Raw genomic sequence first — 15,631 nt, 5'->3', positions numbered from 1 at the left:
CCAAAATGGCGCCCGCCCCCCAAACGGACCAGACCTTGCTAATGATTGCTCTGGTCTTGTGGCTGTCCCTCTTACGGCTGGTGTAGTGGTCATTGTAATTCTCCTCCTTCAAACTAGTGTAAACCTTCAAGATACAACAAGCTGTTGAATCAACAACAATGACTCTTCGTTTATGCATTCTCTCCTAATCGACTTAGCCATATCGAGTCTCTTTTAAGTTTGATAGAGCATTCCCATTAAATTCAGATACTTCGTAACAAACCTTGACTGAGTATAAATCAGAGAATCCGCTAAAAGCCGATGCAGGATTACCCTACTGCTAACCTCAGGAAATTTCCGATAAATCTAATATTCTGCACACTGCTTACCTCTGGCATAAAACCAGAATCAATCCATCTGCAAGAGACTACCTAAAGAATTATCTGTTCCTGCTTGCCGAACTGCAGTGCCAGCAAAGTTTCAGGTTCAACTAAAGTTTCTATTGGAACCTCATTTCGACGAATCGGTATTTTGCGAGGACATTCTATTCCCAATTTCACTTTTCCTCCCCGTATCCTGACTACCGTCAATACAATATCATCAGCAATCTGGATCTATTCATTTTTTTTCGTGTTAGAACAAGCATGGCCTTCTTTCCGTGATTTGAATGTACGCGACATCTGATTCTGACAACAAAAACGAGCTAAATATGCCAGTCGTTCCAATATGACGCGATCGAAACAGGACACTCGATGCTGACCACCCAGATCCAAAAAATCTAGTTTGGCAGCCAGAATCACTCGTACCAATTCCTCGCGCGTCATCTGATGGATTTGTTCATTCGACAAATCGGCGATGAGGGTATGATCTAATACCTCTTCTTCGGCTGCCCACGACGCTTTATTCTGAAATCGGGCATTATCCTGAATTTTTTCTGGTAGAGGCCCGCTTCCTGTGGTTTTCATCATCTTGTTTTCCTGGAAATAGAGTTTTCATCTGAACCAAACCACTGCTCAAAAACATCCCTGTCCGTCATGGTCACAAAATTCGTTCACACTGATCTCCCAGTCAATGTGTCTCCGGCGTGATCCGACTATCACTACAAAAATGGTCGCTATTGAATTCTAAGATTGTGTTATCTACTCACGAGCAACATCACCACGCTACGTTCGCAAATGAATCTTTTATCGAGTATCACATTACCGAAGCTGTAGTCTTTCGAAAACCGGAAAATTGACCAATCTTTAATGGGGAAATCCCCTAGTGAAGTGTCTTTTTGAATCTGAGGATGATCAATTTCAAGACAGTGCGACAACGGAGCACGTAAACCACATCGTCAACTCTCAATTTCAAGCTTGACAATGCACTAAGTATTATCTGGTCAATCGAGAGTCTCTTCGGCATTTACTTCAACATAGCCAATGGTTATGTTGAAGAGTACTTTGTGGGGGGCAAAATGCCGTTCGGGAACCACTTTCAGAATTGAGATGAGCGTCATGCGCGATGTACAGGGCTTGCCCATTTTACTGGTAGAAGCAGACTCGGAATCACGTGCACAGATTATACAGATCCTCTCGAGTGATAATTATCGTATTGATTCCGCGGAAACGATTGCTCAGATGATGGATCGAGATAACTGGTCCGACTATTTTCTAATCATTCTCGAACACGAACTGCCCGACGGAAGAACTGATGAGTTCCTCCCCAAGCTACAACAACTGGCCCCCAATGCAGAGTTATTGGTGATCACGTCGCAATCCAGAATTGAGAATATGATCATTGCATTTCGTAATGGGATTGCCGATTATTTTGTGAAACCCATTGATCCAGCTTTATTTCGATCATCCTTAAAACGGATTCTTCAAAATCATACCATCTCCAATGAATTACGTCACATACAGGCAAAACTCAAAGCCATCATGGAAGCAGCCATCGAGGGAATAGTGACAATCAACCGCAGAGGACTGATTAGAACTTTTAATCCGGCGGCTGAGAAAATGTTTGGCTATTCTGCGAGTGAAATTATCAATAAAAATGTCAGTTTACTCACTCGCCTTCCCACTCGGAAACAGTACGATCAGTACCTCTCCGACTATCTGGAAACGGGTATATCAGATATCGTGGGAGCCAGGCGTGAACTGAAAGGCTGCCGACGCGATGGAACAATCTTCCCGATTGAACTCTCAGTTACCGATCTGCCTCAATTCGGTATCTTTGCTGGTATTATAGTCGATATTAGCGAACGCAAACGGGCAGAACAAAAACAGAAAAAATTGACCAGAGCCATTGCAATCGCAGGACAACAAGAACGTCGTCAACTGGCGAATCTTCTGCACGATCAGCTGCAACAGTTGCTGGTCGGCGTTCGCATCCACCTGGAGATCGCAAAGAATGATACACCCGTTGAAGCCATCAAACAGACTCTGGAACGCGCGGATGAACTGCTGAGTCAAGGCATCGAACTTACACGGTCATTAACGGCGGAGTTAAATCCCGTAGCACTGCACGAGGAAGGACTGGCGACAGCATTGGAGTGGTTGTCCCATCGTATGAAAGCACGGTATAACTTAACCGTCACGTTGGATCTTGATCGCCGAGCCAATCCTCGAAATGAGTTGATAGACATCGTTTTATATGAATGTATCCGCGAGTTATTATTTAATATCGTCAAGCATTCTCAAATGACTGAGGCACAGGTCCGTATGGGTCTTCTTTCGAACCAGGAAATTGAAATCATCGTCTCTGATAAAGGAATCGGATTTGATCCCCAGCAGTTCGAACACCAGATCTCAGACGTCGGCGGAATCGGTCTCAGTAATATTGAATTTCGCTTATCACTCATTCAAGGAAAGTTTTGGCTGGAATCTTCGAATGGTCAAGGGACAATCGCACGTATTAGCGCCCCCCTTGAATTAGAAGAATCAAATATTTCTGATGAAACTTCCTGAAATAATTTTGCTGATACAGAAGAATTTCTCCACTTGCTGACAGAATTCAAGTGGATACTCAGACCAGGAGGTGGATTCGTAGCAGTTACCTTATCGAATTTAGGTTATCAATGTTTTGTTATAATAACTTAATTGTGGACCCACAAGAATTTCTAACTTTAACAGGTTGTCTGTCAATCTATGTCCGGAAAGCCATGAAAGCGGTCAGGTACGACATCAATGACACGTGGGTACCGATAGAAATTAGATTATATTGGCGGTGAAGCCATGAAGACCGAGCAGATATTTCAACTCATGCCGGAACGTTGCTTAAATCGGTGCAAATTGACTGATGTCAACAGTCGACATCCTCAAGAAGCGACAGCGCCACCTTGTTGGATTAACAAGGACCATCGTGACACAGTGTCACTGCAATCGTTGCTTGAATCGATCGGCGTGCATCCGCTGGCAATTGAAGCGTGTTTGGATCCAACTCCCGCTTCTTTACTGGCCGTATATGGAAAGTCGCTCTTTATTGCCTTGCCAATCCACACGGCATGGGATACTGAAGAACGCACATTTTTATGGATTATTTGCCTACCTCGAATCATCATCACAATACACGAGGCCGATATCCCCGCGTTGCAGCAAATCATCGAACGCTATAGTGACGGCATGCGTTTTCACGGCGAAAACACGTCGGCAATTCTGTACCAGATTCTCGATCATGTGATTGACGAAGATATGATGTTCACGTTAAAAACGCGTGATGTCATCGACCGGCTGGATCAGTTACTCGATGACAATTTCGACAAGAAGTTGACAGAAGAAACTCTCCCGTTGAAACGCCAATTGACACGGCTAGCAGCTACATTCGAAGATCAACTGTACTGCGTCAGTTCGTTGCAAACGATCGACTCCGAATCGTTCAGCGTTTCAGAATTGCACGAATACTTTCGCGATGCATTCTTGCATTTGGAACATGCATCCCGTGTGATTGGTCGGCAGCTCGCTCACCTGAGTGCGATCGAACATCAATATCAACTCAATCTGCAGGATAAGACGACCGACCGGTTACGACTGCTAACTGTGACCTCAACAATTTTTTTACCATTGACATTGATTACCGGTATTTACGGCATGAATTTTCAGAAGATGCCTGAACTCGGTTGGCCCTATGCCTACCCTGCGGTAGTGAGCCTGATGTTACTGCTTGCCGTCGGAATGTTATGGAATTTCTACCGACGTGGGTGGTTTCAATAATACATTTTGCGAAGAATAATTTCGTGTAGGCTAAGCCACCGATAGTAGTCACAATCTTGAAAGTCAATAGCAATGAGTTTACTTGATAATAAGACCAGTAAGATTCGTATTAGCGAAGTCATTAAAGGGCTCGGCCCCCGCGATTTGCCAGTGGTCCCGGAGAACGCGTCAATCGAAGATGTGATGTCCACCATCGTGGACTGCCGGCACAGCCGTATGTTGAACGTCGTAAATGATCGGAAGGAACTCGTAGGTACAATCTCTTTGAGTGCGCTGACCCGCCATGTTTTCGACCAAGATTACGAACCAACGATTCACGCGCGTTCCTTGATCGGGTTGCTTTCGCGAGAGACCGCGGGTGACATCATGCGAAAGCAGCCAATTTGTGCGACCGCTGAAGAAGAAATCGGAGTCGTCACACGCCGAATGCTTGCAGCGAATGTGAAAGAGATTCCGGTTGTCGACTCACATAAGCGAGTCATCACAGATATTACAATCGTCGATCTCATCCAACACTTGTTGGCTTTGAAAGAGGGAGATTTGTTATAAGTACTGATTGGATCCTGTTAAGGCAATGAAGATCAATCCTAACATGCCACATGGAAACTTATCCTGTCTGATGGGTATCGTTCATAATACTATCGACTTGAAAACATTGGAAAGGATCGACATATGCCGCTGACAAAAGAAAAATTATTAGCTGTTGTCGTGATGATAGTGAATGGAATTTTAGGTGCCGTCGTAGGAGACTTTTCAGACAATCGTTTATTCGAAGCGGCGTTTGCCACCTTGTTTTCGATACCAGGATTGGTCATCATTTGGAAGAGAGAGGTATTGTCCAAAACGGGGTTGACTCGCGGAATACTACGAGACTCGCCTCCTGTGCTGCTCGATATTATAGGATGGTTTTTCCTGTTGGTGATTCCGATCCTCTACGTCTATGAACTCAGCAAACATTAAGACCGAATTATGCTAATCAAGTATCTGCAATAAATGACGACAACTCAATAGATATATTATGATCAACTATCTAAATAAGATACAAGCCACTGCGAACCAAAAACAGACTCAGAAGCTCGGCTTACCCGAACTACTAGCGATGGGCATCGGTGGAATGATTGGTGGTGGCATTTTTTCGGTACTTGGGATGGCTGTTAAAATTTCAGGCCATGCCGCACCACTCGCATTTCTTGTAGGTAGTTTCGTGGCACTCGCAGCGGGATACTCTTATGTCAAGCTAGCTCTCGGGTTCCATAGTGACGGTGCAAGTTTTACCTATCTTGATCGAGCGTTTCCAGGACATCCAAATTTTGCCGGAATTGTTGGCTGGACAGTCGTTATTGGTTATGTCGGAACCCTCGCACTCTATGCTTATACATTTGGTGCCTATGGAGCACATTTACTGGGCAGTTCCGATTCACAGGCCGTCCGAATTGTGCTTTCAGCGGGAGTCCTTCTCTTTTTCATGTTGATCAATCTGCAAGGTGTGAAGTCGAGTGGAAATACCGAAGTCATCATTGTATTCACGAAAGTCATTCTACTTAGCCTATTTGCCGTCGCTGGAATCTTCTCGGTCAAGCAGGATCATTTATTTCCGGTATTTGAGAAGGGGGTTCCATCTGTATTCATTGCTGGAGCGATGATCTTTGTCGCATTCGAGGGATTTCAACTGATTACTAACGCGGTTATGGAGACTGAAAATGCAGAACGCAATATACCATGGGGTATTTACGGTTCCATTGCCATCACTTCGCTGATTTACTTTGGTGTTGCTGTTATTGCTGTCGGTAATTTGACACCCAGCGAAATTGCTGCTGCTGAAGAATATGCACTGGCTGTTGCTGCGGAGCCTGCGCTGGGAAATGCTGGTGGGATATTGGTTGACCTTGCAGCTCTGTTGGCAACATCATCAGCTGTGAATGCAACCGCATTCGGTGCATCACGTATGATGGCCGAGATGGCGACTGAAAACCGCATGCCCCATTCATTCTCGTTTCGAAGCCGAACGGATGTGCCATGGATCGCAATCGTTTTATTGACGGTTTTAGCTGGAGCATTCACCATACTCGGCAGCCTGGAATTCATTGCCTTGTTTTCAAGTATGACGTTTTTGTTGGTTTCGATTGCGGTTTCTGTATGGTTTCGATTGCGGTTTCTGTTGCTAACCTGAGCCTGGATTATTCTGCTAGGTATTGTACTGATGCTGATAACCGTTAGCCTGCTGATATTGCATTTGTGGAATGAAGGCCGCGAAATGTTCCTCTGGCTAGGTGGTTTTTTCTTAACGATCGTGATTATTGAAGTCGCTTTTTGTCGGCGTGAATGCCTGAATTCATTTCCGCCGACGGGAGGTGATAATAAGGTTGACCAGCATGGGGGTGACTGAGGAACGAACATACTGTTGACGATGCTGCGATAGTGGACAAACCACTGTGATAGGTTTGCCGTTTTAATTAACATACAATTTAAGAGTTTGTAATGTATTCTTTTAATCATAAGAATGAAGGAGAAAGCCATGACTATTAAATTCCACGAAATTGACCTACAAGCAGACTCAGCTACCAATGTGGTCCGAGTTCATGTGAGTGGCAAGCTAACGAAAGAAGATTACGAACTATTCACCCCACAAGTAGAACAGTGGATCAGCAAATATGGTAAGTTACGGATTCTATTCGAAATGGAAGACTTTCACGGATGGACAGCTGGCGCATTGTGGGAAGACATAAAGTTCGATCTCAAGCATTTCAAAGACATTAAAAAGATTGCGATGATTGGCGAAAAATCTTGGGAACACGGAATGGCAGTGTTTTGTCGGCCATTCACAAAAGCAAAAATACAATACTTCGACCAAAGCCAAGCCGAAGATGCAGAGACATGGATTCTAGAAAACTAGAGACCGTTTTTAGTTTCTCAGTTTGCCACAATAGGTTTGATCCCACTCACTGATTGTCGCACAGGGTCTCATCATTAACGGGATGAAACAAATGGATGATAATATTTTGAACTGGGAGAGCGTAGAGGGGAGTCCGTATCCGCTGGGAGTCTCGTGGGGTGATGGCAAACGTGCGTACAACTTTGCGATTTATTCAAAGCATGCGGATAGCGTGACCCTCTTACTTTACAAACAGGATCAATGGAGTCGTCCTGTCTACCAAAAGTCCCTCGACTATCTTAAAAATAAGTCAGGTCCAATCTGGCATTGTCGTGTGCCCTTGGAAGAGGCTGAGAATGCGAAGTTCTACGCCTATCAAGTGGGCGGGCCTTCACCTGCGGCTGGCTTTAATTGGCACACATTCGACCCAGAGAAAATCCTGCTTGATCCCTACGCAAGGGCCGTTTTTTTTCCACCCGATTTTGATCGCTCTGCAGCGATCAATCCAGGCTCTAACGCTGGACGTGCTCCGCTAGGAATATTATTAGATCCTATAGTATGTATTGATCATTCAAAGCCTTTCAAACTGCCACATCACGAATCTGATTTGGTGATCTATGAGATGCACGTGCGCGGTTTCACCAGAGACCCTAGTTCAGAAGTAGATGAAGAGCATCGCGGTACGTTTCGAGGCGTGATCGATAAGATTCCTTACCTACAAGAACTGGGTGTCACGGCTGTTGAACTGATGCCTGTCTATCAGTTTGATCCGGACGATGGAAACTATTGGGGATACATGCCGCTGAATTTTTTCTCACCGCATGACGGATATTCTAGCGGAACCGAACCATGTTGCCAGTTGGTCGAATTTCGCGAAATGGTTGAATCGCTTCATGCTGCTGGTATTGAGGTAATTTTAGATGTGGTCTACAACCATACTTGTGAAGGGAATCAACTTGGTCCGACGTATAGCTTTAAAGGGATTGACAACTCAACCTATTACATGGTTACTGGTGATCCGAATTACCCATATTCAAATTTTAGCGGCACAGGTAACACGTTGCACACAGCAAACCGCGCTGTCAGACGATTATTGCTGGAAAGCCTACGATATTGGGTACGAGAGATGCATGTTGATGGTTTTCGTTTTGACTTGGCTTCAGTCTTTACCCGAAATTCTGATGGCTCGATCAACACGACTGATCCACCGATCTTTGGCCAGATAGCCGCAGACGCCGATCTGGCTCATGTGCGTTTGATCGGTGAACCATGGGATGCAGGCGGCGCGTACCAATTGGGCCGCAATTTTCCCGGAACAAAGTGGATGCAGTGGAACGCAGCTTACCGTGATACGATTCAGCGATTCGTGCGCGGCGAAGCGGGCAATGTTCCAGATTTCATGACGCGGATCTACGGCAGCTCGGACTCTTTTCCCGATGACCTCGTACATGCATACCACCCTTATCAAGGTATCAATTATGTGACTTCTCATGACGGTTTTACTCTCTATGATTTGGTCTCCTTCAATCACAAAAATAATTGGACAAACGGGCATTGCAACATGGATGGTCACGATGACTTCAGTTGGAACTGCGGTTGGGAAGGAGACGATGAAGTCCCGGTAGATGTGATGCAGCTACGAAAACAACAGGTCAAGAACTTTTTTTGTCTGCTGATGCTTTCTGAAGGCACACCAATGTTTCGCATGGGCGACGAATTTTTGCAGACTCAACATGGCAACAGTAACCCCTACAATCAAGATAACGAAACTACCTGGCTCGATTGGCAACGGCTTGAAGATAACCATGAAATCTTTCGTTTCTTCAAAATGATGATTCAGTTTCGCCGCACACATCCCTCCATCTGCCGTTCGAGATTTTGGCGAAATGATATTCATTGGTATGGGGTGAAACGAATGGTCGACATGTCGTCCGAATCGCATTCGCTGGCCTATTGTTTACACGGCAGTTCGCAGCATGATAACGATTTATATGTGATGATCAATGCAAGCTCACAAACATTAAAGTTTGGGATCCACGAAGGCTTTGCAGGGCAATGGATGAGAGTGATAGATACATCGCTCGATACACCCGAAGATATTGTGGAGAAACCATCAATAACTTTGGAAACCCCTTATTATGACGTCGGCAGTCACTCAATTGCCGTTCTCCTACGATCTTGAGATTTGCCACGCGCTTAAGGCTATGCGGTAATAAGCACATCACTGGCAAAGCAGAAAATCTGGTTATGAATACTTTCAGATTACCAAACTATTGATTGTCAATCACGCAGTTAAATGGTCGTCTTTAAAAAACTCCTCATTGTGTTGATAGACCATGAGGAAGCAGCGTTTCAGACGCGCATTTGAGTTCATGTGACTATTCACCGGCTCCGCCGCACTGCGATGACGAAGGCGTTTCTGCTTCGTCCGACTCACACCCCGGTTGCTACTCCCCGCAATATGTATAGTCGCTTCCCCAGCGTGGCCATGACCGCGATACCCCTTGTCCAATTACGCATCACTCACTTTCACTCCCCTATTAGCTTCTACCCTGTCCAATGCCGAACAGAGTATATGGCCCATCGTACGGATTGTCTTAGCACAACTGAACGTCCACAGTCCAGTTTCCCCAATGGCTTATCGCAATAGAATACTTCCTGACCGAATTTCGCAACGCTTGTAAGCCTTTTCCTTGCTGATTCAGACGACCTCTGGCTTGTCTAGATTGTACAATTTCTGCTTGTCGTGTTTCTGTTGACTATGCAGTCGTTCGCATAATGAGTCGAGCACTTCAAAGCATGAACTTGGCTACGGCTTTCAGAATCGACTATTTAAACCCACCGGAGCACGCTCTGGTGCTATCTTTTCATGAGAATACTTAACAGATCACATCACAGGTGGGTCGTGAAACACACCATTATTTTGCATGCAGCTTGTTAAACGTGGCGATCAGCAGCACGACAAACGCCACCACACAAAATACTCAAGTAGAAAACCGTTACAGATGAAATAACAAAAGCCAACACATTGGCCCCAACCCACTGCCAGATGCAGACGAAACCTTTACAATCAGCATTACGTTTTTCGACCAGCGACGACTCGCTTGGTCATTCGATCTTCAAAGGAGATTTTCACGTTCCAGCGCGGCAACTTTATCCAATCTTCGTCGGTGTCTCTCATAACCGCTGAAATTCGCATTCAGAAAGAAGTGTACCAGTTCTTTGGCGAGTTCAACGCCAATCACGCGACTACCCAGACAGAGAACGTTCATGTCGTCGTCCTCGACTCCCTGGTGGGCGGAGTAGCCGTCGTGGATCAGTCCAGCACGAACACCGGGCACCTTGTTAGCAGCGATGGACGCACCGACGCCGCTGCCGCAGAATGCAACTCCCCGTTCGACTTCGCCTTTTGCCACTGCCCGTGCCAGAGGCACGATGTAATCAGGGTAATCATCCTCGGGCGTCAAGTCGCGTGCGCCGAAGTCTACCACCTCATGGCCCGCATCCCGCAGGAACGCGATGATCTCTCCCTTGAGCGCAAATCCGCCATGGTCGGCGGCCAGTCCGATACGCATTATCGCCTCTCCTTCGGTTGCTGCAGCAAGGCCCTCGCCCGCTCGCAGACGTTTTCGACTGTGAAACCGTATTCCCGCATCACGACCTCTCCCGGCGCCGATGCACCAAAGTGATCGACGCCGATCGCGGCGGTCTGGGGGCTAAAATATGACTCCCAACCCAAAGTCGAGCCGGCCTCGATGGAAAGTAGAGGTACACCGGGGATGATGACCTGATGCCGGTGTGTCTCCGGTTGAGTCATGAACAATTCCCAGCAGGGCAGGCTGACAACCTGTGCGCGGACTCCTTCACCGGCCAGAACCTTCCGAGCTTCCAGTGCAAGATGAACTTCAGACCCCGTCCCCACGAGGATCAGATCGGGGGTTTCATCCCCGGCAGCGTCCGCCAGAACATAACCGCCGTGCGATACCCCAACCGGGACACTCTGATAATCATTCGGATCAAGGACAGGGAGTTTCTGTCTGGTCAACACCAACGCCACCGGACCATTCCGGCGACCAACGGCGATACGCCAGGCGGCAACGGTCTCGTTGGCGTCGGCAGGACGGATAACAAACAGACTTGGAATGGAACGCAGACAGAGGAGTTGCTCGACCGGTTGATGAGTCGAACCGTCCTCACCCATACCGATACTGTCGTGGGTGAAAACGTAAATCACCGGCAGATGATTCATCGCCGCCAGCCGGATAGGTGGTCGCATGTAATCGCTGAAAATCAGAAATGTGGCACCGTAGGGAATAAGTCCGTGGTGCAGCGCCATGCCGTTGAGGATCGCCCCCATGGAGTGCTCGCGGATGCCGAAATGCATGTTCCGTCCCGCTCGCTCATTCGACTGAAAGGTGCCGACCCCCTCCATGAACGTTTGTGTGCTGGGGGCCAGGTCGGCGGAACCGCCCATCAACTCGGGCAAGCCCGGTGCAAGAGCGTTAATACACTGACCCGATGCGGCACGGGTTGCCAGCGGCCCTTTCTCTGACGGGAAAGTCGGCAGGGCCGCGTCCCAGCCTGCAGGAAGCTCTCCGCGCATGACCCGGTCGAACTCCTGGGCCAGATCGGGATACGCCTTCCCATACGCCTCAAAACAAGCCGCCCATTCAGCCTGCCATGTCTTTCCCCTGGTGACTGCCTGCCGGAAATGGTCCAGGGCGTCCGGGGGGAGATGAAAAGATGATTCTGTCGGCCAGCCCAGACGCTCCTTGGTCAGACGCACTTCATCCTCGCCCAAAGGCTCGCCATGGGCCGCTGCAGAGTCCTGCTTGTGCGGGCTTCCATAGCCGATGTGTGTGCGAACGGCGATCAGCGAAGGCCGGTCTTTCTCGTCCCGCGCTGCCTGAATCGCATGAGCGACGGACGCGAGGTCGTTGCCATCCGCGACATGCTGGATCTGCCAGCCGAAGGCAGCGAAGCGAGCCCCGCGGTCTTCGGTGAAGGTGAGTTCCGTGTCCCCTTCGATCGTGATGTGATTGTCGGCATATAGGACGACTAACTTCCCCAGCCCGAGGTGGCCGGCCAGGGAACCGGCTTCCGAGGAGATGCCTTCCATCAGGTCGCCGTCACTGGCGAGGACGTAAGTAAAGTGATCCACGATAGTGTGATCCGGCCGGTTGAACCGGGCCGCCAGATGGGTCTCAACAATCGCCATCCCGACAGCGTTGGCAAACCCCTGACCCAACGGACCGGTGGTGGCTTCCACTCCCGGAGTCATTCCGTGCTCCGGATGCCCCGCGGTTCGGCTGCCCCACTGCCGAAAGCGTTTCAGTTCATCCAGTGGCAGATCAAATCCGGTAACATGAAGCATCGCGTAGAGTAGCGCGCTGCCGTGGCCGGCTGAGAGCACAAAGCGATCGCGGTCAGGCCAGTTCGGATCGGCCGGATTGAACCGGAGAAAGCGGTCCCACAAAGTATAGGCCATAGCGGCAGACCCCAGTGGCAGGCCCGGATGGCCTGATCCAGCCTTCTGCACCATATCCACCGCCAGAAGACGCAACGTATTAACACAAAGCTCGTCCAGAGACTCTGGAGAAATAGCGGAGGGGGTCATATGTAACAGCCTTTAAAAATTCGATTTTAAATTAGTTTTATTCACTGCACACACAAACGCTGCGGACGCAGTAACTGATCAAATCCAGAAAGCTCTCAGTTCTTCTTAAGCTTCCTGTAGCAACGAATGAGACAATTCGTTGAGGAATCGTGATTGAGTTCTGGTTCTGTCTGGCTCTCAAGCTCCGGAGTAATACGCTGAGCCATCGCCTTGCCGAGCTCGACACCCCACTGGTCGAACGAGTCGATATTCCAGATAGCGCCCTGGGTGAAAACTGAATGTTCGTAGAGCGCGATCAGCTTACCGAGTGTTTCCGGCGTGAGTCGCTCAAGGAGGATCGTGTTCGACGGGCGGTTGCCTTCGAATACCCGATGAGGCACAAGCCAGTCCGCCGTGCCCTCCGCCTGGACCTGCTCGGACGTCTTACCAAAGGCCAGCGTCTCAGCTTGAGCGAAGACGTTCGCCAGGAGCATATCGTGATGCCGCCCGAGCGGGTTGAGTGGTTGGCCAAACGCGATGAAGTCGCAAGGGATGAGCCGGGTGCCCTGATGAATTAACTGGTAAAATGAATGCTGGCCGTTGGTGCCTGGTTCACCCCAGTAAATCGGCCCGGTGTCGTAATCAACGTGGGTCCCATTGAGCGTGACATGTTTTCCGCTACTCTCCATCGTCAATTGCTGCAGATAGGCCGGGAATCGCTTCAGATACTGTTCATAAGGCAGGATGGCCACGGTCTGTGCGTTGAAGAAGTCGGTGTACCAGATTGTCAACAGACCTAAAAGCACCGGCAAGTTTTGTTCGAACGGCGCCGTGCGGAAGTGCTCGTCCATCTGATGAAAGCCGTCCAGCATCGCCAGAAAGTACTCAGAGCCAATCGCCAGCATCGTCGAAAGACCAATTGCTGAGTCCATGGAATAGCGTCCGCCGACCCAGTCCCAGAACTCGAACATATTTCCGGTATCGATGCCGAACTCCGAAACTTTCGTGGCATTCGTCGAAACGGCGACAAAATGCTTAGCGACCGCTTTTGTATCACCGCCGAGACCTTCCAGCAACCAGTCGCGCGCACTGTGAGCATTGGTCATCGTTTCCGATGTGGTAAAGGTTTTTGAGGAAATGATAAACAATGTTTCTGCCGGATCGAGGTCGCGAGTTGCTTCCGCCAGATCGGTGCCGTCGACGTTGGAAACGAACCGGAAAGTTATATTGCGGTCGCTGTAAAACTTGAGTGCTTCGTACGCCATCACCGGCCCGAGGTCAGAGCCGCCGATACCGATATTGATGACGTTGCGGATCCGCTGGCTGGTGTGGCCCAGCCACTCGCCGCACCGGACCCGATTTGAGAAATCAACCATCTTGTCTAGTACGGCGTGAACTTGGGGAACCACATTTTCGCCGTCCACAAGAATGCTTGCCCCTTTTGGTGCCCGCAAAGCCACATGCAGAACAGCCCGGTTTTCTGTCAGATTGATTTTGTCACCCCGAAACATGGCGTCAATCCGTGCGCGCAAGTCCGTTTCTTCTGCCAGCTCCAACAGAAGCTTGAAGGTTTCATCAGTGATACGATTCTTCGAGTAGTCGAGATAGAGCCCCAGAGCCTCGACCGTCAACCGCTCGCCGCGCGCGGGATCGTCGGCAAAGAGCTTCCGGAGATGCAGGTTCTGGACCTCCTCATAGTGGGTTTCGAGGCTCTTCCACGCCGCGCACTCTGAAAGTGATGGGGCACTGATCGTCATATTCGTATACCTATTCGTTTCGGTTTAAGTCGTAAGTCATGAATTTCATAGATCGGCATTCACAAGTGAGTCACTTTTGTCAGAAATTTCCGCCATGAGTTCGTTCCAGGACTTCACGAATGACTTTGCTCCTTCATCCTGAAGCTGGGTGGCCAGGGCGCTGTTATCGACTCCAAACTTGGCAAACTCCGTTAAAACAGCCTCGCAGTCGCCGCCATCTACCGGAAGCATCTGGTCTAATTCACCATGATCAGCAAAAGCGATCAAAGTTTGCTCCGGCATCGTATTCACCGTAAAAGGGGATGCAAGGGACTTGATATACAAAATGTCAGAGGCATTAGGGTCTTTGGTTCCCGTACTTGCCCAGAGCAATCGTTGCGGCCGGGCACCAACGTTACAGGCACGTTGCCACCGTGGCGAATTCAGCAAGTCTCTATATGCTTTGTAGCTGCGCTGGGCGATAGCGATGCCCAACTGGTTTTGCAGTGATTCGGGGACCTTGTCGATTACGGCACGGTCCCAGCGGCTGATGAATAATGAGGTTACGGAACCGACGTCAGGATTAAGGCCCGCGTCAATCCGTCGTTCAATGCCCCGCAGGTAAGCCTCGGCAGCAGCTACATAGTGCTCACTCGAGAACAGCAGCGTGACGTTGACAGGGATTCCGGAGAAAATCGCCTCTTCGATCGCCGGAAGGCCTTCTTTGGTGCCGGGAATTTTAATCAAAACATTCGGTCGCCCCGCGCGAGCATGTAGATCCTTGGCCGCTTTTAGAGTACTGGTAGTGTCATATGCGAGAAGCGGCGACACCTCCAGGGAAACCCACCCATCCACGCCGTTCGTCTTCTCCCAAACCGGTCGAAACAGATCAGCAGCCTGAGTGATGTCATCGAGCGCGAGTTCAAAAAATAGTTGCTCTCCCGCCTCACCTTTTTTAAGCTTTGCGTGGATCGAGGCATCGTATGATTTACTGCTCTTGATGGCCTGATCGAAAATCGTTGGATTCGAGGTCAACCCGGTCACCGAAAGTTCGTCGATGTAGCGCTGGAGCGTTCCACTGGTGAGCAGTTCGCGCGTAATATTGTCGAGCCAGAGACTTTGTCCCAGATCGTGGAGTTTTTGAGTTGCTTTCATCATATTACCTCCGAATTTGGTGGGGACTCAGGAGTTGATTGAAATACGGGTAGTCGATTTGTTATTGTCGTTAATTCCCGCAACCATTGGAAGGTTGGCCCCG

14 protein-coding genes are annotated in these 15,631 nt (G+C 48.9%); 8 read left to right on the top strand and 6 right to left on the bottom strand.

The window, feature by feature from the left end; all coding sequences use genetic code 11:
* Positions 1-410: 410 nt before the first annotated feature.
* Both Pan161_RS30870 and Pan161_RS30865 read right to left on the bottom strand, forming a co-directional pair.
* Positions 411-587 carry a carbon storage regulator gene (locus tag Pan161_RS30870; RefSeq protein WP_315851559.1) on the bottom strand — a complete coding sequence of 59 codons (177 nt, stop codon included), beginning with the start codon at positions 585-587 and terminating at the stop codon, positions 411-413.
* A 6-nt stretch (positions 588-593) separates the two neighbouring features.
* A complete protein-coding gene (locus tag Pan161_RS30865) occupies positions 594-947 on the bottom strand; it encodes a hypothetical protein (protein WP_232103587.1) in 354 nt (117 codons plus the stop codon).
* A gap of 528 nt (positions 948-1,475) precedes the next feature.
* Between Pan161_RS30865 and Pan161_RS01875 the strand changes: the two genes are divergently transcribed.
* The 8 genes from Pan161_RS01875 to Pan161_RS01840 all read left to right on the top strand — a co-directional run bounded on the left by Pan161_RS01875 (position 1,476) and on the right by Pan161_RS01840 (position 9,223).
* A complete protein-coding gene (locus tag Pan161_RS01875) occupies positions 1,476-2,927 on the top strand; it encodes a PAS domain S-box protein (RefSeq protein ID WP_197995650.1) in 1,452 nt (483 codons plus the stop codon).
* 267 nt (positions 2,928-3,194) lie between these two features.
* Positions 3,195-4,169, top strand: coding sequence for a magnesium transporter CorA family protein (locus Pan161_RS01870; RefSeq protein WP_145223912.1), 975 nt, complete (start codon positions 3,195-3,197; stop codon positions 4,167-4,169).
* A gap of 72 nt (positions 4,170-4,241) precedes the next feature.
* Positions 4,242-4,718 (top strand): CBS domain-containing protein, encoded by a 477-nt coding sequence (locus Pan161_RS01865; RefSeq protein WP_145223911.1) that lies wholly within the window; start codon positions 4,242-4,244, stop codon positions 4,716-4,718.
* 123 nt (positions 4,719-4,841) lie between these two features.
* Positions 4,842-5,129 carry a hypothetical protein gene (locus Pan161_RS01860; RefSeq protein WP_145223910.1) on the top strand — a complete coding sequence of 96 codons (288 nt, stop codon included), beginning with the start codon at positions 4,842-4,844 and terminating at the stop codon, positions 5,127-5,129.
* A 58-nt stretch (positions 5,130-5,187) separates the two neighbouring features.
* Positions 5,188-6,339 (top strand): APC family permease, encoded by a 1,152-nt coding sequence (locus tag Pan161_RS01855; protein ID WP_145223909.1) that lies wholly within the window; start codon positions 5,188-5,190, stop codon positions 6,337-6,339.
* A gap of 30 nt (positions 6,340-6,369) precedes the next feature.
* Complete coding sequence (locus tag Pan161_RS01850) at positions 6,370-6,555, top strand: hypothetical protein (RefSeq protein ID WP_145223908.1); 186 nt, start codon at positions 6,370-6,372, stop codon at positions 6,553-6,555.
* Positions 6,556-6,684: 129 nt separating this feature from the next.
* Positions 6,685-7,062, top strand: coding sequence for a SpoIIAA family protein (locus tag Pan161_RS01845; RefSeq protein WP_145223907.1), 378 nt, complete (start codon positions 6,685-6,687; stop codon positions 7,060-7,062).
* Positions 7,063-7,153: 91 nt separating this feature from the next.
* Positions 7,154-9,223 carry a glycogen debranching protein gene (locus Pan161_RS01840; protein WP_232103586.1) on the top strand — a complete coding sequence of 690 codons (2,070 nt, stop codon included), beginning with the start codon at positions 7,154-7,156 and terminating at the stop codon, positions 9,221-9,223.
* A 937-nt stretch (positions 9,224-10,160) separates the two neighbouring features.
* Here Pan161_RS01840 and Pan161_RS01835 read toward each other — a convergent pair.
* From Pan161_RS01835 to tal, 4 genes are all read right to left on the bottom strand, one after another.
* On the bottom strand, positions 10,161-10,616 hold the full coding sequence (locus Pan161_RS01835) for an RpiB/LacA/LacB family sugar-phosphate isomerase (RefSeq protein WP_145223905.1): 456 nt from the start codon (positions 10,614-10,616) through the stop codon (positions 10,161-10,163).
* Positions 10,616-12,658: a transketolase gene (gene tkt / locus Pan161_RS01830; protein WP_145223904.1), complete on the bottom strand. Its 2,043-nt coding sequence runs from the start codon at positions 12,656-12,658 to the stop codon at positions 10,616-10,618. The genes Pan161_RS01835 and tkt overlap by 1 nt, the downstream gene beginning before the upstream one ends.
* Positions 12,659-12,753: 95 nt before the next feature.
* Entirely contained in the window at positions 12,754-14,394 is a 1,641-nt protein-coding gene (gene pgi / locus Pan161_RS01825; protein ID WP_145223903.1) for a glucose-6-phosphate isomerase, read from the bottom strand.
* Between the two features lie 45 nt (positions 14,395-14,439).
* On the bottom strand, positions 14,440-15,528 hold the full coding sequence (gene tal, locus Pan161_RS01820) for a transaldolase (protein ID WP_145232473.1): 1,089 nt from the start codon (positions 15,526-15,528) through the stop codon (positions 14,440-14,442).
* Positions 15,529-15,631 lie beyond the last annotated feature (103 nt).

Source organism: Gimesia algae (genome assembly GCF_007746795.1).
Classification (GTDB): Bacteria; Planctomycetota; Planctomycetia; order Planctomycetales; family Planctomycetaceae; genus Gimesia; species Gimesia algae.
Note: the sequence above shows the minus strand (reverse complement) of the source record. Positions and strands in the feature narration are given on the sequence as shown.

Bases quoted from the DNA above. Each gene is read 5' to 3' on its own strand.
- Pan161_RS30865 (WP_232103587.1), bottom strand. From the start codon at position 947: ATGATGAAAACCACAGGAAGCGGGCCTCTACCAGAAAAAATTCAGGAT.
- Pan161_RS01875 (WP_197995650.1), top strand. From the start codon at position 1,476: ATGCGCGATGTACAGGGCTTGCCCATTTTACTGGTAGAAGCAGACTCG.
- Pan161_RS01870 (WP_145223912.1), top strand. From the start codon at position 3,195: ATGAAGACCGAGCAGATATTTCAACTCATGCCGGAACGTTGCTTAAAT.
- Pan161_RS01865 (WP_145223911.1), top strand. From the start codon at position 4,242: ATGAGTTTACTTGATAATAAGACCAGTAAGATTCGTATTAGCGAAGTC.
- Pan161_RS01860 (WP_145223910.1), top strand. From the start codon at position 4,842: ATGCCGCTGACAAAAGAAAAATTATTAGCTGTTGTCGTGATGATAGTG.
- Pan161_RS01855 (WP_145223909.1), top strand. From the start codon at position 5,188: ATGATCAACTATCTAAATAAGATACAAGCCACTGCGAACCAAAAACAG.
- Pan161_RS01850 (WP_145223908.1), top strand. From the start codon at position 6,370: ATGCTGATAACCGTTAGCCTGCTGATATTGCATTTGTGGAATGAAGGC.
- Pan161_RS01845 (WP_145223907.1), top strand. From the start codon at position 6,685: ATGACTATTAAATTCCACGAAATTGACCTACAAGCAGACTCAGCTACC.
- Pan161_RS01840 (WP_232103586.1), top strand. From the start codon at position 7,154: ATGGATGATAATATTTTGAACTGGGAGAGCGTAGAGGGGAGTCCGTAT.
- Pan161_RS01835 (WP_145223905.1), bottom strand. From the start codon at position 10,616: ATGCGTATCGGACTGGCCGCCGACCATGGCGGATTTGCGCTCAAGGGA.
- tkt (WP_145223904.1), bottom strand. From the start codon at position 12,658: ATGACCCCCTCCGCTATTTCTCCAGAGTCTCTGGACGAGCTTTGTGTT.
- pgi (WP_145223903.1), bottom strand. From the start codon at position 14,394: ATGACGATCAGTGCCCCATCACTTTCAGAGTGCGCGGCGTGGAAGAGC.
- tal (WP_145232473.1), bottom strand. From the start codon at position 15,528: ATGAAAGCAACTCAAAAACTCCACGATCTGGGACAAAGTCTCTGGCTC.